Below are 22,729 nucleotides of genomic sequence, written 5' to 3'. Positions count from 1 at the left end.
GCCGCAGCAGATTCCGCAGCGGCTTTTTCAGGCCGCAGCGGCCAGCGCGGCTTCGACGTCGCGCGTCAGCGAGGCCGGCGTGTCCAGCGGCGCATAGCGCTTGAGCACCGCGCCGTCGCGCCCGACCAGGAACTTGGTGAAGTTCCACTTGATGGCCGTGCTGCCCAGCAGGCCCGGCTTTTCCTTGGTGAGCCACCGGTACAGCGGCGCGGCGTTGCCGCCGTTGACGTCGATCTTTTCCATCATCGGAAAGCTCACGCCGTAGTTCTTGGTGCAGAAGGCGCCGATTTCCTCGTTGCTGCCCGGGTCCTGCGCGCCGAACTGGTTCGACGGAAAGCCCAGCACCGTGAGGCCCTGGTCGGCGTACTTCTCGTGCAGCGCCTCCAGCCCGGCGAACTGCGGCGTGAAGCCGCACTTGCTGGCGGTGTTCACGATCAGCAGCACGCGGCCCTTGAAGGCGGAAAGCTGCACGGGCTTGCCGTCGATCTGGTTGGCCTCGAAGTCGTAGACGCTGGTCATGGAAGTGTCCTCAGTGGGCTGCGGTGGCGTTGGACGCGCTGGAGCCGCGATCATCGCCCTGCACGGGCGTTCGCGCAAACCCGGCGCAGGCCGACCACACGGCGCCGGCCACGATCAGCGCGCCGCCCACGAGGATGCGCGCGTCCATGGTGGCCGCGCCCAGCGCCACCGACGACACGGCGGCGAACAGCACCTCCGACAGCATGATCACCGAGGCCGCGCCCGACGTGAGCCGCGCCGCGCCGTACTGCAGGCACACGTTGGCCACGATGAAGCCGCTGCCCAGCACCGCGGCCCAGCCGAGCCAGCCGGGCGTGGCCAGCAGCGGCGAGGCGATGCCGCCCACGCCGGTGCCGACCAGCGCCGTGGCGCCGCCCACCACCGCGCAGCCGCAGAACATGGCCAGCGCGCGCGATTCGCCCGGGGCCTGGCGCAGATGGCGCAGCGTGATGTTGGTCAGCGCAAAGCTGAAGCCCGCCGCCACGCCCAGCCAGTCGGGCAGGCTCGAGGGCACGGGCCAGTCGGTGCCGGGCGCCTTCAGCACCACCACCACGCCCGCCAGCGCCAGCGCCACCCGGGCCAGCGCGCCGCCGGTGGGGCGCTCGCCCAGCAGCAGCCAGGCCAGCAGCACGTTCCACAGCGGCATCAGGTAGAACAACAGCACCACGCGCACCACGTCGCCCTGGGTCGCGGCCCAGTTGAAGCCCACGTTGGTGAAGCCCGCCGCCAGGCCCAGGGCCACCAGCATCGGGAACGCCGCAAAGCTTTTCCAGGCGTGCCGGCGCACCAGGCCCATCACGGCCGCGATGGCCAGGTAGATCAGGCAGGTGGTCCACAGCGGGTGCAGGCCGTGGCCCGCGAGCTGGCGGAACGGGAACCACGACAGGCCCCAGACGAAGGCGTTGAAGACGAGGGCGAGCGCGGGCATGGGGCGTTGAAACAGGAGGCAAGGGCGGACGCGGGTGGCGGAACGCCGGGGCGCGCCGGCCCCATTACTCACAAGATCGCGTGGTCACGCGGTCGCGCGGCGTCAGTGGTGCTTGTCGCTGCGGGCGATGGCCAGCAGGTGTTCCACTTCTTCGGGGTACTTCTTCAGGTTGTTCTCGTGCCAGCGCTTGATGAGCCACATGCAGCCCGCCACCACCAGGCCGAAGGCGCTGATGGCGCCGTAGGCCGACAGGCCCAGGCCCGTGCACACGCTGTAGAAGCCGCCCAGCAGAAGAATGCAGGCCTGCTCGTTGAAGTTCTGCACGGCGATGGAGCGGCCCGCGCCCATCAGGTTGTGGCCGCGGTGCTGCAGCAGCGCGTTCATCGGCACCACCAGGAAGCCGCCCAGGCCGCCCAGGATGATCAGGAACGGCACCGCCAGCCACACGTTGCCGATGAAGTTCATGCAGATCACCATCAGCCCCATCGCGATGCCCATGGGGATCACGCGGGTGGCCATGTCCAGGCGCATGCGCATCGACGCGACGATGGCGCCCACGGCCGTGCCGATGGTCACCACGCCGGTGAGCGCCGAGGCCTGGGTGGTGTTGTAGCCCAGCGCCAGCGAGGCCCAGGCCAGCACGATGTATTTCAGGTTGCCGCCCGCGCCCCAGAACAGCGTGGTGGTGGCCAGCGAGATCTGGCCCAGGCGGTCACGCCACAGGCGCGAGTTGCAGTGCCAGAAGTCGGGCAGCAGCGCCACGATGTTGCGCGCCAGGCCGTGCTCGGGGTTGGAGCGCAGCGGGCGCATTTCCACGCCGGTGTGCGGAATGCGGGTGTTGAACCAGGCCGCCAGCGCGTACACGAAGATCAGCACCGTGATGGCCGCCTCGGCCGGCGAATTGATGCCGGTGTCGATCAGCGGGAAGTCGAATGCCAGCAGCTTGCTCGACACCGCATGCCCCACCAGCGTGCCGCCGAGCACGATGCCCAGCAGGATGGAGGCGATGGTCAGGCCCTCGATCCAGCCGTTGGCCTTCACAAGTTGCGAGGCCGGCAGCAGCTCGGTGAGGATGCCGTACTTGGCCGGCGAATACGCCGCCGCGCCCAGCCCCACGATGGAATAAGACAGCAGCGGGTGCGAGCCGAACAGCATCATCAGGCAGCCGATCACCTTGATGGCGTTGCTGATGAACATGACCTTGCCCTTGGGCAAGGCGTCGGCGAAGGCGCCCACCAGCGGGGCCAGCACCACATAGAAGACCGCGAAGATCGGCACCAGCGCCGCGCGCTGCCATTCGGGCGCGCCCGAACTTCGCATGAGGTCGACGGCAACAACGAAAAGCGCTTGGTCGGCCAGTGACGAAAAGAACTGGGCCGACATGATCGTGTAGAAACCGCGCTTCATCGATGGGCTGGCTGGCCAGAGGGTCTGCTGGCGGTAGTGAAAAAGTGTCGCGTCGTGGGCGAATGGGCGGTTATAGCATGGGGGTGCGACGTCAAATTAGGCAGCCCCACGGTGTTCGACCCCATTCCCGAAGATGCTAAAACGTGGTTTGCATTTTCTCCAAGCCTGCAGAGTCCCCATGCCGCGCCCCATTCTTGCCACCGTCCATACCGCCGCCCTGCGTCACAACCTCGAGCGCGTGCGCCGCTCGGCCCTCGACGCCCGGGTCTGGGCGGTGGTGAAGGCCAACGCCTATGGCCATGGCATCGAGCGGGTCTATGAGGGCCTGCGCGGCGCCGACGGCTTCGCGCTGCTCGACCTGGCCGAGGCCGAGCGCGTGCGCGCCCTGGGCTGGCGCGGCCCGGTGCTGCTGCTCGAAGGCGTGTTCGACGCGCGCGACCTGGAGCTGTGCTCGCGCCTGGACCTGTGGCACAGCGTGCACTGCGACGAGCAGATCGACATGCTCGCCGCCCACAAGACGCTCAAGCCGCAGCGCGTGTTCCTGAAGATGAACTCCGGCATGAACCGCCTGGGCTTCACGCCCGAGCGCTTCGGCTCGGCCTGGACGCGGCTGAACGCGCTGACCCAGGTCGACGAGATCTCGCTCATGACCCATTTCAGCGACGCCGACGGCGCGCGCGGCATCGCCCACCAGCTCGAGGCCTTCGAGCGCGCCACGCGCGACCTGCCGGGCGAACGCTCCATCGCCAACAGCGCCGCCACCCTGCGCCACGCCGAGCAGACCCGAGGCGACTGGGTGCGCCCGGGCATCGTGCTGTACGGCAGCGCCCCCGACTACCCCGAGCACGACGCCGCGCACTGGCAGCTGCAGCCGACGCAAACCCTGTCGACCCAGCTCATCTCGGTGCAGACGCTGAAGGCGGGCGACACCATCGGCTACGGCTCCAACTTCACGGCCGAGGGCCCGCTCACCATCGGCGTGGCCGCGGTGGGCTACGCCGACGGCTACCCGCGCCACTGCACCACCGGCACGCCGGTGCTGGTGAACGGCGTGCGCACCCGCATGGTCGGGCGCGTGAGCATGGACATGATCACCGTCGACCTCACCGGCGTGCCGGACGCCAGGTTCGGCAGCGAGGTCACGCTGTGGGGCAAGTCCGCCAGCACCGGCGCCGTGCTGCCCATCGACGAGGTCGCCCGCGCGGCAGGCACCGTCGGCTACGAGCTCATGTGCGCCGTGGCGCAGCGCGTGCCGTTCGCGCCCGCTGAAAGCGAATGACCGGGCGAATGGCCCCGCGAATTACCGTGCGAATGACCGGGCGACCGGCCGTTCGAACCACAGGCGAATGAAGGTCCTGTCCAACTGGCGCTCCGTGCGCCTTTGGGAAACGCAGCTCGAGCGCGACCTGCACCGCAACCACAGCCTGCGCACGCACGGCATCCTCATCGGCAGCTTCACGCTGCTGCTGATGTGGTGCGTGTCGGCGCTGCAGATGCACCTGCTGCACGTCGATTCGCTGGCCGTGCGCTACCTGCTCACGCTGGGCGTGGGCTACCTCGGCTACCTGCTGGTGCTGCGCTGGTGGGCGAACCGGCTGGTGCAGGGGCGCGAGCTGGAAATCGACGTCGACGTGCCCGACATGGATTTCGGCGGTGGGCGCGGTGGCGGACGCGGCGGTGGCTCGCACAGCCATGCGAGCGTCGGTGAAAGCGGCGGCGGTGGAAGCAGCGGTGAAGGCAGCGGCCTCTCCGACGTGGCCAGCGGTGCGCTCGACGTGGCCGCCGGCGCCGACGAGGGCGCCGTCATCGTGGTGCCGGTGGTCGCCATCTTCCTGATCTGCACGGCCGTGGTGCTGGGTGCGGGCTCGCTGGTGCTGCTGTACTTCAGCTGGGACGCGCTGCTGGCCGTGGCCATCGAGGTCGCTTTCTCGTACGTGTCGGCGCGCGCCGCGGTGCGCGTGGCGCGCGAGGGCTGGCTCATGGCCGCCGTGCGGCTCACCTGGAAGCCGCTGCTGGGCGCGGTGGTCTGCGCGGTGGCGCTGGGCGCGCTGCTCGACCACTTCATGCCGCAGGTCAACTCGCTGCCCGAGGCGGTGCGCGTGTTGATGAAGAAGCACTGAGCAGGCACCGCCGACGCGGCCTCACCGGTCGCCTGTCGCCGCGAGCAGGTGATCGACCAGCACCCGGCACTTGGGTGTCGCGAAGCGATTGGGCGGGTACAGGATGTAGGCATGCCCGTGGTAGTTGCCCTGGAACTCCCAGTCGGCCAGCACGCGCACCACCTGGCCCGCGTCCAGCGCCTCGCGCGCCATGAACGCCGGCACGCAGGCCACGCCCAGGCCGGCCAGCGCGCCTTCGAGCCGCACCTCGCTGTGGTTGCAGATGTAGCGCCCGCGCACCACGACTTCGACCTCGGCCTGGGTTTCTTGATCGTTCTTTCGAAAGCGCCAGTGGTTGTCGCGCTCGTGCTCGCCCAGCGACAGGCAGCTGTGCGCCAGCAGGTCGTCCGGCTGCGCGATGGCCGGGTGCCGCGCCAGGTAGGCCGGCGTGGCGCACAGGATGTGTTCCACCGCCATCAGCCGCCGCGCCACCAGCCCTTCGGGCGGCTCGGTGGTGAGCCGCACCACCAGGTCGACGCCCTCGCGGATCGGGTCGACGTCGCGGTCGGCCACGACCAGTTGCACGTCCACCTCCGGGTAGCGCCGCAGGAACTCGAGCAGGTGCGGGTGCAGCACGCGCCGCGCGAAGGCCTTCGGCGCGCTGATGCGCACCAGCCCCGCGGGCTTGCTCGCGAACTGCGGGCCGATGTCCATCGCGCCCTGCGCCGCCTGCACCAGCTCGCGGCAGCGGGCGAAGGCTTCGGCGCCGGGCTCGGTCAGGCGCAGCTGGCGCGTGGTGCGCTGCAGAAGCTGCACGCCTATTTCCTTTTCGAGCCGCTTCACCTGCCGGCTCGCGGCCGAGGGCGTCATGCCCAGCAGCTCGGCCGCCGCCGAGAAGCTGCCCAGCTCGGCCACCCGCAAGAAGGTCACCATCTCCGGCAGCACCTTGAGAAATGAATTCGTTCCCACCACGCAATGGTCCTGTTCCGGCCGACGGCTACCCGGCCTGTGCGATGCCCCGAACAATCCAGCCCTTGTTTGATGTTCGTGAAGCGGGGGCACAGTATGGCGTCGAGGCGATGGTTCGGCATCGGGGCCGGTATCGGCATGGCCGAACTCATGCTGCTGCTGGTGGCCGCGGTGTGGGGCGGCAGCTATGCGGTGGCCAAGCAGGCGACGACGCAGCTGCCGGTGCTGGAGTTCATCGCGCTGCGCTTCGGGCTGACCTTCGTGGTGCTGCTGCCGGCGATGCGGCCGCTGTTCACCGCGGCGTGGCGCCAGGGGCTGGCGGTGGGCGGGCTGCTGGGCGCCAACCTGCTGGCCATCTTCGTGTGCGAGACCTTCGGCGTGTCGCTCACCTCGGCCAGCAACGCGGCCTTTCTCATCAGCCTGTGCGTGGCGTTCACGCCCTTCGTCGAATGGTGGCTGCTGGGCCAGCGGCCGGCGCGGCGCGTGTTCTGGGCGGCGGGCCTGTCGGCGCTGGGCGCGGGGATGTTGTCGGCGACATCGGCTGCATCGACCGCATCGACCGCATCGATCGCTTCACCCGCCGCCATGTCCGTGAACTGGGGCGACGCCTTGATGGTGGTCGCCGCCGTCCTGCGCGCGGTGATGGTCTGCATGACGCGGCGGCTGGCCGGCCGCCACACGCTGCCGGCGCTGACGCTCACGGCGGTGCAGGCGGGCGCGATGGCGCTGGGCGCGGCGGCGCTGTCGCTGCTGGCCGCGCCGGCCCACGGCGCCTGGCAGATGCCGCCCGCCACGGCTTCTTTCTGGTGGGGCATGGCCTACCTGGTGCTGCTGTGCACCGTGTTCGCCTTCTTCGCGCAGAACCACGCGGCTTCGCGCGCGAGCCCGAGCCGCGTGTCGCTGCTGATGGGCAGCGAGCCGGTGTTCGGCGCGCTGATCGCGGTGTACGGCTTCGGCGAACACATCGGGCCGTGGGGTTGGGCCGGCGGCCTGCTGATCGCGGGGGCGGCGTGGTGGGTGACCTTGCCGCCGCGCGAACGGGCGCCAGGTGAACCCTTGCCGAGGGACGTGCCGGCCCCTGCGGCCCCTGCGGCCCCTGCGGCCCCTGCGGCCCCTGCGCCCACCTCCCGCATGGACCCTCCGCCCCGGGCTCCCTAGACTCGGGGGCATGGACCTTTCGACCGAAGCAACCTCCGCCGCGCCAGACCGCGCGACCCTCGCCAACTGGCGCACCCGGCCGCACAGCACCTGGGCCTTCCAGCACGTGCGCGAACTCATGCCGGTGGCGGACATCGCCAACGACCCGGCTGGCGCCGCGCCTTTCCCCACCGACATCGCCGCGCTGGACCTCGCCGAGTTCCAGCAGCTCACCCGCACCGACGCCCTGGTCGTGATGCACAAGGGCCGCGTGGTGCACGAGTTCTACGACGCGGGCATGGCGGCGCACACGCCGCACATCCTCATGTCGGCCACCAAGTCGGTGGTGGGCCTGGTGGCCGGCGCGCTGCACGGCGCGGGGCTGCTCGATGTGGAGGCGCCGGTGTCGGCCGTCGTTCCCGAGCTCGCGCGCACCGCCTTCGAGGGCGCCACGGTGCGCCAACTGCTCGACATGCGCACCGGCGTCGTGCTCGACGCGCAGGCCGCCGAGGCCTACCGCGCCGCCACCGGCTGGGAGCCGCCCGCCCCCGGCGAGCCGCCTTCGGACCTGCGCAGTTTCTTCGAGACCACCACGGCCACGCACGCGCCGCACGGCGGCCCGTTCAAGTACACGTCGGCCAACACCGACCTGCTCGGGCTGGTCATGGAGCGCGCGGCCGGCCAGCCCTTCGCCACCATCGCCAGCGAGCGCCTGTGGGTGCCCATGGGCGCGGAAGACGCGGCTTGCATCACCGTCGACGCCAAGGGCGCGGCCCGCTGCACCGGCGGCCTGTGCGCCACGGCGCGCGACCTGGCGCGCGTGGGCTGGCTGGTGCTGCAGCAGGGGCGCGCCGCCGACGGCCGCGCCGTGGTGCCCGCCGCCTGGATCGACGACACGTGGCAAGGCGGTGACGCCGCGGCCTGGAACCAGGGCGAGTTCGCCGCTGGCTTCGCGGGCATGAAGATGCGCTACCGCAGCGGCTGGTACGTGGTCGACGATGCGCCGGGCATGCTGTTCGCCATGGGCATCCACGGGCAGCATCTGTTCGTCGACCCGCGCAGCGAGCTGGTCATTGCCAAGCTGTCGTCGCAGAACCAGCCCATCGATGCCATCGCGACCGCGCGCACGCTGCGGGCCGTGGCCGCCATCCGGCGCGCGCTGGCCTGAAACGAACCCAGGACCGAAACCCTGAAAAGCCTCATGGACATCAAGGATCCCGCGCTTCTCTCCCCGATCCTGGCCCGGCACGGCAGCCCGCAGGGTACTTCACTCGACTGCTTCGGCACGCCCGAGGACCCGGAAGACTTCATGTACTTCACGGTGCTCGAAGACCGCCTGCACATCGACATCCAGCGCGTGCTGGTCGAGGTCGGCAGCTTCTACTTTCGCTTCACGCTGCAGCAGGTGGGTGCGCAGGTGGTGGTGACGCGCACGCTGAGCAATGCTCCCCGGGCAATCAGTACAACCCGAGCTGCCGCGTGCGCAGCCGCGCCAGCCCCAGCAGCGCATCGGTGAACGGCGTGGCCACGCCGGTGAGCTCGCCCAGCTCGCGCACCACCGTCACCAGCGCGTCGAGTTCCACCGAGCGACCGGCCTCCACGTCCTGCAGCATCGAGGTCTTGAACGCCCCCAGCTTCTTCGTGATGGCATGGCGGTCTTCGGGGCTCTGGGTGATCTCGATGCCGATGCGCCGGCCGATTTCCTTGGCCTCCAGCATCACCGCCGAGATGAAGCCGCGCACGTAGTCGTCGCCCATGATCAGGTCGGTGGTGCAGCCGGTGAGCGCGCTGATGGGGTTCACCGTCATGTTGCCCCACAGCTTGAACCACACGTCCTTCTGGATCTGCGGCGACAGCGTGGTGTCGATGCCGGTGCTTTTCAGCAGCTCGACCAGCTTCTGCACGCGCGGCGTGGCCTCGCCCGAAGGCTCGCCCACGATCAGCCCGTTGCCGAAGTGGTGGCGCACCACGCCCGGCCCGTCGAGCGAGCAGCTCGCGTGCACCACGCAGCCGATCACGTTGCGCGACGGAATGGCCTTGGCGATGGCGCCCTCGGGGTCCACCGCGGCCAGGCGGTGGCCGGTGATCTCGCCGCCGAAGCCACCCTCCAGGAACCACCACGGCACGCCGTTCATGGCCACCAGCACGAGGGTGTCGGCACCGATGAGCGGGCCGATGCGCTCGGCGACGCCGGCCAGCGCGGGCGCCTTCACGGCGATGACCACCAGGTCCTGCACGCCGAGCTCGGCCGGGTCGGCCACCGCGTGCACGGGCACGCGCGTGCGCACGTCGCCACCCGTGCCGCCGCGCACCAGCGAGAGGCCGTCGCGCTGCAGCGCTTCAAGCGTGGCGCCGCGCGCCACCACGTTGAGCCGTTGGCCTGCCTGCGCCAGGCCGACACCGATCCAGCCGCCGATGGCGCCGGCACCGTAGATGCAAATCTTCATGGGGTTCAGGGGTCCAGGGGTTCAGTTGCGGTAGGAGGGGTCGATGCGGTCGACCTGGCGCACGAGCGCGTTGAACACGTCCTGCCCCGCGCCGTGTTCGGGGCTGAACTGCAGCGCGTCGCGCGTGCAGCGCTGCGCGATGTCTTCGCTCACCGGAATGGCGGCGCCCATCGAGAAGGTGGCCATCTGGATCTCGCAGGCGCGCTGCAGCGTCCAGAGAATGGCGAAGGTCTGCGGCAGCGTCTGGCCCCAGGCCAGCAGGCCGTGGTTGCGCAGGATGACGGCGTTGCGCTCGCCGATGCTCTTCAGCAGCCGCGGGCCCTCGTCGGCGTGGATGGTGATGCCCTCGAAGTCGTGGTACGCCACCATGCCGTGCAGCTGCGCGGTATAGAAATTGGTCTGCTGCAGGCCGCCCTGCAGGCAGGCCACGGCCACGCCGGCCGTGGTGTGGGTGTGCATCACGCAGTGCGCGCCGGGCAGGCCGTCGTGGATGGCCGCGTGCACCACGAAGCCGGCCGGGTTCACCGGCCAGGTCGAGCCGTCGAGCACCTTGCCCTGCAGGTCGATCTTCACCAGGTTGCTGGCCGTCACCTCGCTGTAGTGCAGGCCGAAGGGGTTGATGAGGAACTGCTTCTCGCCACCGGTCACGCTGTCGGGCAGCCGCACCGTGATGTGGTTGTAGATCATCTCGACCCAGCCCAGCATCGCGAACACGCGGTAGCAGGCCGCGAGCTCCTCGCGCGCGGTGCGCTCGTCGGGGTGGATCGAGGGATGGACCAGCGCCGATGTGGACGACGGCGCGGGCGTGGCGAGTGTGTTCATGGCAGTTCCTTCATGTGTTTAGCCTTCCGCGGTGAAGCCGACCTCTTTCACGATCGGCGCCCACTTGGCGGTGTCTTTCTTCAGCAGCGCGGCCAGCTCGGCGGGCGTGGAAGACATCGCTTCCAGCCCGAACGTGCCGAGGCCGTCGATCACGTCCTTTTGCGCCAGCGCGTTCTTCATGGCGGTGTTCAGCCGGGTCACCAGCTCCGGCGAGGCCTTGGCCGGCAGGAAGAAGGCAAACCACTCGCTGTGCGCCATGTCCTGGATGCCCTGCTCGCCGAAGGTGGGCACATCGGGCGCGAAGCGGCTGCGCTTGGCACCCGACACGCCCAGGATGCGCACCTTGCCCGACTGCAGGTGCTGCGTGATGTCGCCGATGGGCCCCGACACCGCCGAGATGTTGCTGCCCAGCAGGTCGAGCATGGCCGGCTGCGTGCCGCGGTAGGCCGCGTGCTTGAGCTCCACGCCGCCCTTCTTGCCCAGCAGCGCACCGATGAAGTGCGGCGTGGAGCCGGCGGCCGGCGAGCCGAAGTTGGCGCCGTCCGGGTTCGCTTTGGCCCAGGCCAGGAACTCGGGCACGCTCTTCACGCTGGCCGGCACGGCCGGGCCCACGGCAAAGCCGAAGTCGAAGATGCAGGCCAGGCTCACGGGCGTGATGTCGACCATCGGGTCGTACGGCAGCTTCTTGTAGATGTGCGGGTAGATCGTGAGGATGGAGGTCGGCGTCTGCAGGATGGTGCTGCCGTCGGCCGGGCGGCCCTTCACGTAGCTCACGGCAATCTGGCCGCCCGCGCCGGTGCGGTTCTCGACCACCGCCGTCCTGGCGTACTCGGGGCTCAGCTTCAGCGCCAGGCGCCGGCAGGTGGTGTCCGACGTGCCGCCGGCCGCGAAGCCGGTGACGATGGTGGCGGTTTCAAGCGTCGTCGCTTGCGCGAAGACGTTCTGGCCAAGGCTGGCCATCAAGGCCGATGCGCTGGTGGTCTGCAGGATCTGGCGACGGGTGAAAGTCATGATGGGTCTCGCTCCGGGACGTTGTTGTGAAAAAACTCACGACTCGTCGCGCAGCCAGGTGACCGCGCCCGAGTGGGTCACGGCGCCCTGATGGGCAGGGCGCACGGTGAGCGCGTATTTTTCCAACAAACCCCCGCGCGGCGCCCCCGCGTTTACCTCACGTCCGGCCAGGCGCGACGTGATTTCCTGCGCGGTCAGCTCCACCGAGATGCTGCGCGCCTCGGCCCGCGCGTCGATGGCGATCATGTCGCCGTCGCGCAGCGCCGCAATCGGGCCGCCGTCGGCCGCCTCGGGCCCGGCGTAGCCGATGCACAGGCCGCGCGTGGCGCCCGAGAAGCGGCCGTCGGTCAGCAGCGCCACTTTGTCGCCCATGCCCTGGCCGTAGAGCAGGGCGGTAATGCCCAGCATCTCGCGCATGCCGGGGCTGCCCTTGGGGCCTTCGTTGCGGATCACGATCACGTCGCCGGGTTCGTAGCGGCGGTTCTGCACGGCGGCCTGCGCCTGTTCTTCCGAGTCGAAGACGCGCGCCGGGCCGCGGAACACCAGGCCCTTCAGTCCCGCCGTCTTCAGCAGCGCGCCGTCGGGGCACAGGTTGCCCTTGAGCACCGCCAGCCCGCCGTCGCGCGTGATCGGGTTGCCCGCCTCGCGCACCACGCGGCCGTCGGGCGCCAGCGCGCCGGCCAGCTCCTCGGCCATGGTGCGGCCGGTGAAGGTGAGCGCGTCGCCGTGCAGGAAGCCCTGCTCCAGCAGCGTGCGCAGGATGACGCCCGCGCCGCCGATGTAGAACACGTCGCGCGCCAGGTACTGGCCGCCCGGGCGCAGGTCGGCGATGAGCGGCGTGCGCGCGAACACCTCGGCCACGTCGTCCAGGTGAAATTGAATGCCCGCCTCGTGCGCGATGGCCGGCAGGTGCAGCGCGGCGTTGGTGGAGCCGCCCGTGGCCGACACCACCGCGCAGGCGTTCTCCAGCGCCTTGCGCGTGACGATGTCGCGCGGCAGCGGGCTGTCGCCCATCACCGCCTTCATCAGCGTCTTCGCGGCGCGGCGCATCAGCGGCGCGCGTTCGCTGAACACCGCCGGCACCATGCTCGAGCCGATGGGCGCCAGGCCCAGTGCCTCCGACACCATGCCCATGGTGTTGGCCGTGAACTGCCCCGCGCAGGCGCCGGCCGTGGGCAGGCAGGCGCGGCTCATGGCGTCGAGCTCGTCGGGGGTGGCCGTGCCGGCCAGCACCTTGCCGATGGTCTCGTAGGTATCGACCACGTTCAGGTCGCGGCCGTCGGGGCCGGGCATCTGGCCCGGCAAGGCCGAGCCGCCGTGCACGAACACGCTGGGCACGTTGCAGCGCACCATGCCCATCATCAGCCCCGGCAGGTTCTTGTCGCACGCGCCGATGGCGAAGATGCCGTCCCACTGGTGGCCGCGCGTCGATGCCTCCACGCTGTCGGCGATAAGCTCGCGCGAGATCAGCGAGAAGCGCATGCCCGAATGCGCCATGGTGAGCCCGTCGCTGATCGACACCACCGGGCACTCGTGCGGCGTGCCGCCGCCCGCGTAGATGCCGGTCTTGGCGTGCTGCGCCTGCTCGCGCAGGTTGAGGTTGCACGGGCTCATTTCGCCGCCGGTGTGGAACACGCCGATGTGCGGGCGCGCGATGTCCTCGTCGTCCTGGCCCAGCGCGTGCAGGAAGCTGCGCGTGGTCGCGCGGATGGTGCCCTCGCGGATGGTGGCGGAGCGAAAGCGCTTGGTGGGGTCGGTGGGCGTGGTCATTCGGCTGGCTGTGCGTGGATGGCTGCTGGCTTTGTCTGCGGAGGGTCAGAACATCGTGTTGGCGTTCGCGGCCGTCTCGGGCACCGGCTGCACCACGTCCCAGTGCTCGACGATCTTGCCGTTCTCCAGCTTGAAGATGTCCACGATGGCGCTGCCGCGCGTGCCCGGCTCGCGCACCGCGTTCACATGCAGGATCACGTAGTCGCCGTCGACGAAGCTGCGCTTGATGTCGCTGTGCGACTTGGGAAACTTCTCGCGCAGGAAGCCGATGAACTTGCGAAAGCCCTCGGGGCCGTCGGCCGCCGTGGGGTTGTGCTGCACGTAGCGGTTGCCCACGTACTGCAGGGCCGCGTCGGCGTCCTTCTGGTTCAGGCCCTTCTCGTAGAAGGCGAGCACGGCCTGGCGGTTGGCTTCCTGCTGGGCGGTGGCGCCTTGCGGCTTGCCGGCGCCCATGGGGGCGCAGGCGGCGAGGAAGAGGGTGGCTGCGGCGGCGAGGGCCGCGAGGGTCGTGCGTTGCATGAGGGGCTCCGGTGTGGAAATTCAGTAGCCGCTGGGCGACGCTGCGCCTGGCGCGCCTTTGTACTTCGCCAGCAGCTGCTTCGCCGCCGCCGCCAGCACGATCGTGTCCACCCCCACCGCCACGAACAGCGCGCCCGCCGCGAGCCACTTGCGCGCCTGCTCCTCGGTGGTCGACAGGATGCCCGGCGCCTTGCCGGCCTTCAGGATGCGCGCGACCGCGTCGGCGATCACAGCCTGCACCTCGGGGTGGTTGGGCTGGCCCACGAAGCCCATCGACGCCGACAGGTCGGCCGGGCCGATGAACACGCCGTCCACGCCCGGCGTGGCCGCGATGGCGTCGATGTTCTTCATCGCCTCCACCGTCTCGGCCTGCACCAGCAGGCAGGTCTGCGCGTTGGCCTCGTGCAGGTAGTTGGGGTAGGCCTGCCAGCGCGAGGCACGCGCCAGCGCGCTGCCCATGCCGCGGATGCCCTCGGGCGGGTAGCGCATGCCCTGCACCAGCCGCGCGGCCTGCTCGGCCGTGTCGACCATGGGCACCAGGATGGTCTGCGCGCCGATGTCCAGGTACTGCTTGATGAGCGTGGTGTCGCCCACCGGAATGCGCACCACCGGCTGCGAGCGCTCGGCCTCGGGCTGCGCCGACCATGCGCTGGAAATGGCCTGCAGCTGCGCGAGCACCGAGCGCACGTCGTTGGGCGCGTGCTCGCCGTCGACCAGCAGCCAGTCGTAGCCCGTGCCCGCCAGGATCTCGGCCGCGTAGCCGTCGGCCAGGCCGACCCACAGGCCGATCTGGGGCTTGCCCGCCTGCAGGGCCTGCTTGAAGGTGTTGAGGGGTGTGTGCATGGGTTTCTTTTCAGACAAAGCGAAAGGCGATGGCGCCGAGCGGGCCGTAGTCGGCATGGAAGGTGTCGCCCGGCACGGCGGTGGTGGGCCGCGTGAACGAGCCGCCCAGCACCACCTCGCCGGCCTCCAGGCATTCGTCCCACGGCGCGAGCTTGTTCGCGAGCCAGGCCACGCCGGTGGCGGGGTGGTTGAGCACGGCCGCGGCCACGCCCGATTCCTCGATCACGCCGTTCTTGTAGAGCAGCGCGCTCACCCAGCGCAGGTCGACCGCGTCGGGCTTCACCGGGCGCCCGCCCATCACGATGCCGGCGTTGGCCGCGTTGTCGGCAATGGTGTCGAACACCTTGCGCGGGGCCTTGGTGTGGCGGTCGAACTGCTCGATGCGCGCGTCGATGATCTCGATGGCCGGCACCACGTAGTCGGTGGCGGCCAGCACGTCGAAGATGGTCACGTTCGGCCCCTGCAGCTTCTTGCCGAGCACGAAGGCCAGCTCCACCTCGACGCGCGGCGCGATGAAGCGCTGGAACGGAATGTCGCCGCCCTGCACGAAGAACATGTCGTCCAGCAGCGTGCCGTAGTCGGGTTCGTCGATCTGGCTGGACTGCTGCATGGCGCGCGAGGTCAGGCCGATCTTGTGGCCCTTCACGATGCGCCCCTCGGCGATCTTGTGTTTCACCCATTCGCGCGAGATGGCGTAGCCGTCTTCGATGGTCATCTCGGGGAAGCGCTTGGAGAAGTGCTCGACCTGCACGCGCGACTTCTCGCTTTCGTGCAGCTCTGCGGCCAGCTTGGCAATGGTGTCGGAAGAGAGCATGGGGGCCTTCGCTCAGGTCTTGTTGAACAGGGGGTGCAGGTTGCTGTGCTTGCCGTCGTACACCTGCCCGGGGCTTTCGTCGATCTGCAGCGTGATGCCGATGTGGCGCTGGTCGAAGAGGGGCGCGAAGTGCGCGCGCACCGTGCTCAGCAGGTCGTCGCCGGCCTTCTTCTTCACCGCCTCGGAGCGGCCCGCAGCCATGCGCAGGTTGAGGTACACGAAGGCGTAGTCGGCCTGGCCGTCGGCCACCGCGTAGTGCGCGGCGGGGTAGGCCAGCACGCGCGTGCCGCCGATGGGGAACACCGGCTTGTCGGCCTCGTCGCGCTGCGCGAGCATGGTGTCGGCCAGCGTGCGGCACAGGGCCGACACGTCGGTCTCGGCCTCGATGTTCGGCGTGTAGAGGATCACCAGGTGCGGCATGGGCGGTTCCCGTGGGTCATTCGATGGACATCGTCGCCGCGGTGCAGGTCACCGCGAAGATCGGAATGGCCTTCATGTGAAAGATCTCGCCCTTGCCGCGCGCGGCCGCGGCCACGCTCAGGAAGGTGCGTATCTCGAAGCCGCCCTGGCCCGCTTCGCGGTAGGTGGCCTCGTCGTTGTAGTCGGCCTGCGACAGCAGCGCCTCGCGGTCGTTGGCGCACCAGCGGCGCATGAACTCGGCGTCCCACTCGGCGTTGACCTTGCCCGAGTCGGGCGTGGCCGGCCAGTGCGAGATGCCGCCCGTGCCCACCAGCGCGATGCGCTCGGGCGCCTTGTCGCAGGCACGGCGCAGCGCCTCGCCGAAGGCCCACGCGCGGTGCAGCGGCGTGAGCGGCGGGCCCTGGCAGTTGATGTTCACGGGAATGACCTTGGTGTCGAACGCCGGCGTCAAAAAGTTCAGCGGCACCATGATGCCGTGGTCGAACTTCCACTCTTCCGCGTAGGCCACGTCCACCGTCTGCATCACCTCGCGGATCAGCCGCTGCGCGAGCGCGGCGTCGCCGGGAATGGTGTGCTTGCCGATGCCCAGCCAATTCGGGTCTTCGATCGGGCCCTCGTAGCTGTCGGCCATGCCGATGGCGTAGGCCGGCATGTTGTTCATGAAGAAGTTCGCGAAGTGCTCGGCCGCGATGACGATCACCGCGTCGGGCTTGGTCGCGCGCATGGCCTCGCCGAAGCGATGGAACTGCGCGTGGAACTCGTCCTTGACTTCCGGGTCGGCCAGATGGGCGCGGCCCGTGATGCCGGGGGCGTGGCTGCACACGCCTGCGAATACCAGACTCATACGCCTGCCACTTTCTCGTCGGTTCCGGTTGTCATTGCGTAGATGCCGGCGCGCACCGGGCCGTACTTGCGCACGCCTTCACGCATGGCTTCGAGGTAGTCGGCCCATGCAATGCCGAGCAGCGGCGCGAAGTGCATCAGCAGCTGGCCGTTGCAGCCGAGCACGTAGAGCTTGCCGACGTTGCCAGTGCTGATGGCTTCGCGCTCTTCGTCGTTGAGATCGTAGGCACCCAGCAAGGCCGCGCGCGCGTCGCCGCCTTCAGCGTAGCGGCGCTGCACCTCCGGCTCGCGGTTGAGCGCGAACAGAAACTTCTGCATCGCATAGAGGCTCATGCGTCAGCCCTCCACCTGGATGTTGGCCTTGCGGATCACGTCGCCGTACTTTGCGATCTCGCTCTGGATGAAGTCCGCGAAGCGCTCCGGCGTGCCCGACAGCGACGCGATGCCGCCCTTGTGGAAGGCCTCGGTCACCACGGGCCCCGCGAGCGCGCGGTTCACCTCGGCGTTCACGCGTTGCACGATGGCATCGGGCGTGCCGGCGGGCGCCAGCAGGCCGTTCCACGAATTGGACTCTATGGGCACGCCCTGTTCCGCCAACGTGGGTATGGCGCTCGCGTACTGCGAGCGCTGCGCGGTCGCCATGCCGAGCGCGACGAGCTTGCCGCTTTCGACGTGGCTGCGGAACTCGGGCCAGTTGCCGAACATCATCGTCACCTGCCCGCCTAGCAGGTCGGTGAGCGCCGGGCCCTGGCCCTTGTAGGGCACGTGCACGATGTCCAGCCCCATCTGCAGCTTCAGCATCTCGCCCGAGAGGTGCGCCGAGGTGCCGTTGCCGAAGGAGGCGAAGCTCAGCGTGCCGGGCCTGGCCTTGGCCTGGTCGCGCAGGTCGGCCAGCGTCTTCAGGCCGCTGCGGGGGTGCGTGGCCAGCACGTGCTCGGACATGCCCATGAGCGCGACCGGGCGCAGGTCCTTGCGGGTGTCGTAGGGCAGCTTGCGAATGAGCGTCTGGTTGGCCGCGAAGCTGTTGGCCACGCAGACGAAGGTGTAGCCGTCGGGCGCGGCCTTGGCCGCGGCGTCCACGCCGATCACCGTGCCCGCGCCGGGCTTGTTGTCGACGATCACGCTCTGGCCCAGCGCCTTCGACAGCTCCACGCCCACGAGGCGCGCGACGTAGTCGGTGGTGCCGCCGGGCGTGAAGGGCACGATCACGCGGATCGGCTTGCTCGGCCAAGTGCCCTGCGCACGCGCGAGCACAGGCGATGCCACGACTGCGGCTGCGCCTCGCAGCAGCGCGCGTCGTTGCATGCTCACGCCACGCCCCAGTGCGGAATATGGTGCGAGCCCATCGACACCGCGATGTTCTTCGGCTCGCAGAACACTTCGTAGCTCCAGGTGCCGCCTTCGCGGCCCGTGCCCGAGGCCTTGGTGCCGCCGAAGGGCTGGCGCAGGTCGCGCACGTTCTGGCTGTTGACGAAGCACATGCCTGCCTCCACGGCGGCGGCCACGCGGTGCGCCTTGCCGATGTTCTCGGTCCACACATAGCTGCTCAGGCCGTACTGGATGTCGTTGGCCAGGCGGATGGCGTCGGCCTCGTCCTTGAACGGAATCAGGCAGGCCACGGGGCCGAAGATCTCGTCCTGCGCGATCTTCATGCGGTTGTCGACGTCGGCGAACACGGTGGGCACCACGTAGTTGCCCTTCTTCACGCGATCGGGCAGGTTGGCCGGGCCTTCGAGGCCGCCGCACAGCAAAGTGGCGCCTTCCTTCGGGCCCAGCTCGATGTAGCTGCGCACCTTGGCCAGGTGGGCCTGCGAGATCATCGGGCCGACGATGGTCTTCTCGTCCAGCGGGTCGCCCACGGTGATGCGCCTGGCGCGCTCCGCGAACTTCGCGGCGAAGTCCGCGTAGATCGACTGCTGCACCAGGATGCGCGAGCCCGCGGTGCAGCGCTCGCCGTTGTTGCTGAAGATCATGAACACGGCCGCATCCAGCGCGCGGTCGAGGTCGGCGTCGTCGAAGATCACGAAGGGGCTCTTGCCGCCCAGCTCCATGCTGAACTTCTTCAGGCCCGCGCTCTTCACGATGCGGTTGCCGGTGGCGGTGGAGCCGGTGAACGAAATGGCGCGCACGTCGGGGTGGCCCACCAGCGGCTCGCCGGCTTCCTTGCCGTAGCCGTGCACCAGGTTCAGCACGCCGGGCGGAATGCCGGCTTCGAGCGCCAACTCGCCCAGGCGCGCGGCCGAGAGCGGCGACAGCTCGCTCATCTTCAGCACCGCCGTGTTGCCGAAGGCCAGGCAGGGCGCGACCTTCCAGGTGGCCGTCATGAAGGGCACGTTCCAGGGGCTGATGAGCGCGCACACGCCCACCGGGTGGAACAGCGTGTAGTTCAGGTGCGTGGGCGTGGGGTAGGTGTGGCCGTCCACGCGGGTGCACATCTCGGCGAAGTAGTAGAAGTTGTCGGCCGCGCGCGGCACCAGCTGCTTGCCCGTTTGCGCGATGACCTGGCCGCAGTCGTTGGTTTCGGTCTGCGCGATCTCGGGCACGTTCGCGGCAATCAGGTCGCCGAGCTTGCGAATGAGCTTGGCGCGCTCGGGCGCGGGCATGCCGGCCCACTTGGGAAAGGCTTCCTTCGCGGCGGCCACGGCCGCGTTCACCTCGGCCTCGCCGCCGGAGGCGACCTCGGCCAGCACCTCTTGCGTGGCGGGGTTGACTGTCTCGAAGTACGCGGTGCCGGCAACGCTCTTGCCGTTGATCAGGTGATCGACTCTCATGCTTGTCCTTGGATGGTCTCGATGGTGTTCATGAGCGCGCCGATGCGCTCGATCTCGGTGACGACGACGTCGCCCGGCTGGCAATCGACCACGCCGTCGGGCGTGCCGGTGAGGATCAGGTCGCCCGGCGACAGCGTCATGAAGCGGCTGAAGTATTCGATGAGGAAGGGCGCGTCGAAGATCATGTCGCGCGTGTTGCCCTGCTGCGTGACCTGGCCGTTGACGGTGGTGCGCAGCGCGAGCGACATCGGGTCGGGCACATCGGCCGCGTCCACGAACCACGGGCCCAGCGGCGTGCAGGTGTCGCGGTTCTTCACGCGCAGGTTGGGGCGGTACCAGTTCTCCAGGTAGTCGCGAATGGCGTAGTCGTTGGCCACCGTGTAGCCGCCGATGAAGTCGTACGCGTCGTCGCGCTTCACGTGCTTCGCTGTCTTGCCGACGACGATGGCGAGCTCGCATTCGTAGTGCATGAACTTCACGCCGCCCGGGCGGTGCGTGCGCTGGCGGTGGCCGATGAGCGCGCTCTGGCCCTTGACGAACACCAAGGGTTCTTCGGGTGCCTTGAACTCGAGCTCCTTCGCGTGGTCGGCGTAGTTCAGGCCCAGCGCGAGGATGGTGCGCGGGCGCGGCGTGGGCGCGAGCGGCGGCAGCCAGGTGAGCTGGTGCTGCGGCACGACGCGGCCGTCGTCCAGGCGCACGGCCGCGTCGGGCTGGCCGTCGAACTCGTGCGCGGTGCCGGTGTGTTCGCGGCCCTCGAAGATGACGCGTGCGTGCTTCATGCGGTTTCCTTCACCGGCGTATTGACCAGGGTGTCGACCAGCGTGTTGGTGAGGGTCTCGAAGCCCGGCGCAGAGATGTCGATGCGGTCGCCCGCGCGGGCCAGCGGCCGGCCGGGGCCGCAGCCCAGCATGAGCACGTCGCCGTGCGCCAGCGTCATGAACTCGCCCACGTCGGCCAGCAATTGCCGCGCGGGGCGCACGAGCTGCGAGAAGTCGAGCGACTGCTTCAGCTCGCCGTTGACGCGCACCTCGACGCGGAACGCCGCGGGGTCGGCCACCTCCTGCGCGTCGCGCAGTGCCGCGCCGATGCCCAGGAAGCCGTCGACGCACTTGAACTTCACCGGCGGGCGGAAAAAGCTCGCATGCGGAATCGACAGGTCGTTCAGCAGCACGAAGCCTTCGACGTCGCCCTCGGCGCCGATCACCATGCCGATGCTCGCGCCGATTTCCACCTCGGGCACGGCCGCGGGCACCGCGATGGCGCTGCCGTGCGGGCTCCAGGTGTTGGCCGTCTTCACGTAGAGCACGGGGGCCTGGGGCGGTGCCTTGTAGGGCGGCTGCGTCATCTGCGGCGCGAGCGCCTGCACCTCGGCGTCGAAGTTGAGCAGCGTGCCGTACACGGTGCCGCTCGGAAGGTAGTGGGCCATGCCGTTCATGAGGGTTGCTCCAGTGCGATGAGTTCGTCGAGCAGCCCGTACAGCTGCGTGAGCTTGACCTTGCCCATCGACTGTTCCATCCAGTCGTAGTGCGCCTCGATGCTGCTGCCCAGCCGCTTCACCAGCTTCATGCCGTGCGGCGTGGCCTCGACCACGGTGCGGCGCTGGTCGGCGGGGTCGCGCGCGCGGGTGATGAGGTTGTCGCGCTCCATGCGCGCGAGCACGCCGGTGAGGCTGGGCCCGAGAATGAAGGCCTCGCGCGCCACCCGGCCGGTGTCGACCGCGCCGTGCTCGCCCAGCACGCGCAGCACGCGCCATTGCTGGTCGGACAGCGCGTGCTCGCGCAGGCTGGGCCGGGTGTGGGCCATCACGGCTTCGCGGGCCTGCAGCAGCAGGCGCGGCAAATTGCGGTGCGTGAACGTGGTGCTCAAGGGCTTGTCTCTTTTCGCCGGGCTGTCGAGGATTGCCCGAATTACTTAACATGTTAAATGATTGGCGCTTTCTTTCCAAGACGCCGCGTATCAGGGTTTGTGCGGACACCTAAACTCGTCGCATGGCCAAGGACAAAACACTTTTCGTCTGCAGTGAATGCGGCGGCACCAGCCCCAAGTGGCTGGGCAAATGCCCGAGTTGCGGTGCATGGAACACCCTCGTCGAACAGGCGGCCGGCGCAGGCGCGGGCGGCGGCCCGGCCAACAACCGCTTCGGCACGCAGTTCGCGTCGCTGGCGGGCGCGTCGGAGCTCACGACGCTGTCCGACATCGAGGCGACCGATGTCGCGCGCACGCCCACCGGGCTCGACGAACTCGACCGCGTGCTGGGCGGCGGCATCGTCTCGGGCGGGGTGACGCTCATCGGCGGCGACCCCGGCATCGGCAAGTCGACGCTGCTGCTGCAGGCGGTCGATGCGCTGCAGCGCGCGGGGCAGAACGCGCTCTATGTCACGGGCGAGGAAAGCGGCTCGCAGGTGGCGCTGCGCTCCAAGCGGCTCGGGCTCGACCACTCGCAGGTGCAGGTGCTGGCCGAGATCCAGCTCGAGAAGATCATCGCCACGCTCGACGCCACGCGCCCGGCGATCGCGGTGATCGACTCGATCCAGACGGTGTACTCCGACCAGCTCACCTCCGCCCCCGGTTCGGTGGCACAGGTGCGCGAATGCGCGGCCCACCTCACGCGCTTCGCCAAGACCAGCGGCACGGCCGTGGTGCTGGTGGGCCACGTGACGAAAGAGGGCGCGCTCGCGGGTCCGCGCGTGCTCGAGCACATGGTGGACACGGTGCTGTACTTCGAAGGCGAAACGCATTCGACCTTTCGGCTGGTGCGCGCCATCAAGAACCGCTTCGGCGCGGTCAACGAGATCGGCGTGTTCGCCATGACCGAGCGCGGCCTGAAGGGCGTGACCAACCCGAGCGCCATCTTCCTGAGCCAGCATTCCGAGCCGGTGCCCGGCAGCGTGGTGCTGGTCACGCTGGAGGGCACGCGGCCGATGCTGGTGGAAATCCAGGCGCTGGTCGACAACGGCGGGCCCAGCCCGCGCCGCCTGTCGGTGGGCCTGGACCGCGACCGACTCGCGATGCTGCTGGCCGTGCTGCACCGCCATGCGGGCGTGGCCTGCATGGACCAGGACGTGTTCGTCAACGCGGTGGGCGGCGTGCGCATCAGCGAGCCCGCGGCCGACCTGGCCGTGATGCTGGCCATTACCTCGAGCCTGCGCGGCAAGCCGCTGCCCAAGGGCTTCATCGCGTTCGGCGAGGTGGGCCTGGCCGGCGAGGTGCGTCCGGCGCCGCGCGGGCAGGAGCGCCTGCGCGAGGCCGCCAAGCTGGGCTTCAGCGTGGCGGTGGTTCCCAAGGCCAACGCGCCCAAGAAGGGCGCGAAGGAAATCGAAGGGCTGACGATCCATGCCGTCGACCGCATCGAGGAAGCGATGGACGTGGTCCGCCGCCTCGATTGACCTGATGCGTGGCTGGCGGGGGCG

The 22,729-nt window shown here is 69.4% G+C and carries 25 protein-coding genes; 6 read left to right on the top strand and 19 right to left on the bottom strand.

The features are described 5' to 3' along the window. Nucleotides 1-27: 27 nt before the first annotated feature. The 3 genes from AB6807_RS16175 to lplT form a co-directional block, all read right to left on the bottom strand. A complete protein-coding gene (locus tag AB6807_RS16175) occupies nucleotides 28-519 on the bottom strand; it encodes a glutathione peroxidase (protein WP_116911562.1) in 492 nt (163 codons plus the stop codon). Between the two features lie 10 nt (nucleotides 520-529). Continuing rightward, nucleotides 530-1,447 (bottom strand): DMT family transporter, encoded by a 918-nt coding sequence (locus tag AB6807_RS16170; RefSeq protein ID WP_371085369.1) that lies wholly within the window; start codon nucleotides 1,445-1,447, stop codon nucleotides 530-532. A 102-nt stretch (nucleotides 1,448-1,549) separates the two neighbouring features. After that, entirely contained in the window at nucleotides 1,550-2,854 is a 1,305-nt protein-coding gene (gene lplT / locus AB6807_RS16165; protein WP_116911560.1) for a lysophospholipid transporter LplT, read from the bottom strand. 178 nt (nucleotides 2,855-3,032) lie between these two features. On the opposite strand from lplT, the gene alr reads away from it, so the two are divergent. Both alr and AB6807_RS16155 read left to right on the top strand, forming a co-directional pair. Continuing rightward, on the top strand, nucleotides 3,033-4,133 hold the full coding sequence (gene alr / locus AB6807_RS16160; RefSeq protein ID WP_116911559.1) for an alanine racemase: 1,101 nt from the start codon (nucleotides 3,033-3,035) through the stop codon (nucleotides 4,131-4,133). A 67-nt stretch (nucleotides 4,134-4,200) separates the two neighbouring features. After that, nucleotides 4,201-4,974, top strand: a complete 774-nt coding sequence (locus AB6807_RS16155; protein ID WP_371085368.1) for a hypothetical protein — start codon at nucleotides 4,201-4,203, stop codon at nucleotides 4,972-4,974. 21 nt (nucleotides 4,975-4,995) lie between these two features. On the opposite strand, the gene AB6807_RS16150 is transcribed toward AB6807_RS16155, so the two are convergent. Beyond that, a complete protein-coding gene (locus AB6807_RS16150; RefSeq protein WP_371085367.1) occupies nucleotides 4,996-5,922 on the bottom strand; it encodes a LysR family transcriptional regulator in 927 nt (308 codons plus the stop codon). Nucleotides 5,923-6,060: 138 nt separating this feature from the next. Between AB6807_RS16150 and AB6807_RS16145 the strand changes: the two genes are divergently transcribed. The 3 genes from AB6807_RS16145 to AB6807_RS16135 are packed head-to-tail and all read left to right on the top strand — an operon-like array spanning nucleotide 6,061 to nucleotide 8,575. Then, nucleotides 6,061-7,080 (top strand): DMT family transporter, encoded by a 1,020-nt coding sequence (locus AB6807_RS16145; RefSeq protein WP_371085366.1) that lies wholly within the window; start codon nucleotides 6,061-6,063, stop codon nucleotides 7,078-7,080. A 10-nt stretch (nucleotides 7,081-7,090) separates the two neighbouring features. Continuing rightward, complete coding sequence (locus AB6807_RS16140; protein ID WP_371085365.1) at nucleotides 7,091-8,227, top strand: serine hydrolase domain-containing protein; 1,137 nt, start codon at nucleotides 7,091-7,093, stop codon at nucleotides 8,225-8,227. A gap of 33 nt (nucleotides 8,228-8,260) precedes the next feature. Continuing rightward, a complete protein-coding gene (locus tag AB6807_RS16135) occupies nucleotides 8,261-8,575 on the top strand; it encodes a hypothetical protein (RefSeq protein WP_371085364.1) in 315 nt (104 codons plus the stop codon). Here AB6807_RS16135 and AB6807_RS16130 read toward each other — a convergent pair. The 15 genes from AB6807_RS16130 to hpaR are packed head-to-tail and all read right to left on the bottom strand — an operon-like array spanning nucleotide 8,517 to nucleotide 21,185. Beyond that, entirely contained in the window at nucleotides 8,517-9,506 is a 990-nt protein-coding gene (locus AB6807_RS16130; RefSeq protein WP_116911553.1) for a 2-dehydropantoate 2-reductase, read from the bottom strand. The two genes, AB6807_RS16135 and AB6807_RS16130, sit on opposite strands and share 59 nt — an antisense overlap. Nucleotides 9,507-9,527: 21 nt before the next feature. Next, nucleotides 9,528-10,328 (bottom strand): class II aldolase/adducin family protein, encoded by an 801-nt coding sequence (locus tag AB6807_RS16125; RefSeq protein ID WP_371085363.1) that lies wholly within the window; start codon nucleotides 10,326-10,328, stop codon nucleotides 9,528-9,530. 18 nt (nucleotides 10,329-10,346) lie between these two features. Then, nucleotides 10,347-11,339, bottom strand: coding sequence for a Bug family tripartite tricarboxylate transporter substrate binding protein (locus AB6807_RS16120; RefSeq protein WP_371085362.1), 993 nt, complete (start codon nucleotides 11,337-11,339; stop codon nucleotides 10,347-10,349). 36 nt (nucleotides 11,340-11,375) lie between these two features. Beyond that, the gene (gene ilvD, locus AB6807_RS16115) at nucleotides 11,376-13,109 is read right to left on the bottom strand and encodes a dihydroxy-acid dehydratase (RefSeq protein ID WP_371085361.1); all 1,734 of its coding nucleotides are present in this window, start codon (nucleotides 13,107-13,109) and stop codon (nucleotides 11,376-11,378) included. 45 nt (nucleotides 13,110-13,154) lie between these two features. Next, the gene (locus AB6807_RS16110) at nucleotides 13,155-13,628 is read right to left on the bottom strand and encodes a nuclear transport factor 2 family protein (protein WP_371085360.1); all 474 of its coding nucleotides are present in this window, start codon (nucleotides 13,626-13,628) and stop codon (nucleotides 13,155-13,157) included. A 21-nt stretch (nucleotides 13,629-13,649) separates the two neighbouring features. Then, nucleotides 13,650-14,471 (bottom strand): 4-hydroxy-2-oxoheptanedioate aldolase, encoded by an 822-nt coding sequence (hpaI, locus tag AB6807_RS16105; RefSeq protein WP_116911548.1) that lies wholly within the window; start codon nucleotides 14,469-14,471, stop codon nucleotides 13,650-13,652. 10 nt (nucleotides 14,472-14,481) lie between these two features. Further along, entirely contained in the window at nucleotides 14,482-15,285 is an 804-nt protein-coding gene (gene hpaH / locus AB6807_RS16100) for a 2-oxo-hept-4-ene-1,7-dioate hydratase (RefSeq protein ID WP_371085359.1), read from the bottom strand. A gap of 12 nt (nucleotides 15,286-15,297) precedes the next feature. Then, the gene (locus AB6807_RS16095) at nucleotides 15,298-15,705 is read right to left on the bottom strand and encodes a 5-carboxymethyl-2-hydroxymuconate Delta-isomerase (protein ID WP_371085358.1); all 408 of its coding nucleotides are present in this window, start codon (nucleotides 15,703-15,705) and stop codon (nucleotides 15,298-15,300) included. Nucleotides 15,706-15,721: 16 nt separating this feature from the next. Further along, nucleotides 15,722-16,549 carry an extradiol ring-cleavage dioxygenase gene (locus AB6807_RS16090; RefSeq protein WP_371085357.1) on the bottom strand — a complete coding sequence of 276 codons (828 nt, stop codon included), beginning with the start codon at nucleotides 16,547-16,549 and terminating at the stop codon, nucleotides 15,722-15,724. Further along, nucleotides 16,546-16,881: an aromatic ring-opening dioxygenase subunit LigA gene (locus tag AB6807_RS16085; protein WP_371085356.1), complete on the bottom strand. Its 336-nt coding sequence runs from the start codon at nucleotides 16,879-16,881 to the stop codon at nucleotides 16,546-16,548. Before AB6807_RS16085 ends, AB6807_RS16090 begins: the two co-directional genes overlap by 4 nt. Before the next feature lie 3 nt (nucleotides 16,882-16,884). Next, nucleotides 16,885-17,853 (bottom strand): tripartite tricarboxylate transporter substrate binding protein, encoded by a 969-nt coding sequence (locus AB6807_RS16080; protein ID WP_371085435.1) that lies wholly within the window; start codon nucleotides 17,851-17,853, stop codon nucleotides 16,885-16,887. A 2-nt stretch (nucleotides 17,854-17,855) separates the two neighbouring features. Continuing rightward, nucleotides 17,856-19,319, bottom strand: a complete 1,464-nt coding sequence (hpaE, locus tag AB6807_RS16075; RefSeq protein ID WP_116911542.1) for a 5-carboxymethyl-2-hydroxymuconate semialdehyde dehydrogenase — start codon at nucleotides 19,317-19,319, stop codon at nucleotides 17,856-17,858. Further along, on the bottom strand, nucleotides 19,316-20,098 hold the full coding sequence (locus tag AB6807_RS16070) for a fumarylacetoacetate hydrolase family protein (protein ID WP_371085355.1): 783 nt from the start codon (nucleotides 20,096-20,098) through the stop codon (nucleotides 19,316-19,318). The genes hpaE and AB6807_RS16070 overlap by 4 nt, the downstream gene beginning before the upstream one ends. After that, nucleotides 20,095-20,754 carry a fumarylacetoacetate hydrolase family protein gene (locus tag AB6807_RS16065; RefSeq protein WP_371085354.1) on the bottom strand — a complete coding sequence of 220 codons (660 nt, stop codon included), beginning with the start codon at nucleotides 20,752-20,754 and terminating at the stop codon, nucleotides 20,095-20,097. Before AB6807_RS16065 ends, AB6807_RS16070 begins: the two co-directional genes overlap by 4 nt. After that, a complete protein-coding gene (hpaR, locus tag AB6807_RS16060) occupies nucleotides 20,751-21,185 on the bottom strand; it encodes a homoprotocatechuate degradation operon regulator HpaR (RefSeq protein ID WP_371085353.1) in 435 nt (144 codons plus the stop codon). The genes AB6807_RS16065 and hpaR overlap by 4 nt, the downstream gene beginning before the upstream one ends. A 122-nt stretch (nucleotides 21,186-21,307) precedes the next feature. Here hpaR and radA point away from each other — a divergent pair, with 122 nt between their 5' ends. Further along, complete coding sequence (gene radA, locus AB6807_RS16055) at nucleotides 21,308-22,705, top strand: DNA repair protein RadA (protein WP_116911538.1); 1,398 nt, start codon at nucleotides 21,308-21,310, stop codon at nucleotides 22,703-22,705. Nucleotides 22,706-22,729 lie beyond the last annotated feature (24 nt).

Source organism: Variovorax sp. RCC_210 (assembly GCF_041355175.1).
Classification (GTDB): domain Bacteria; phylum Pseudomonadota; class Gammaproteobacteria; order Burkholderiales; family Burkholderiaceae_C; genus Variovorax.
Note: the sequence above shows the minus strand (reverse complement) of the source record. Positions and strands in the feature narration are given on the sequence as shown.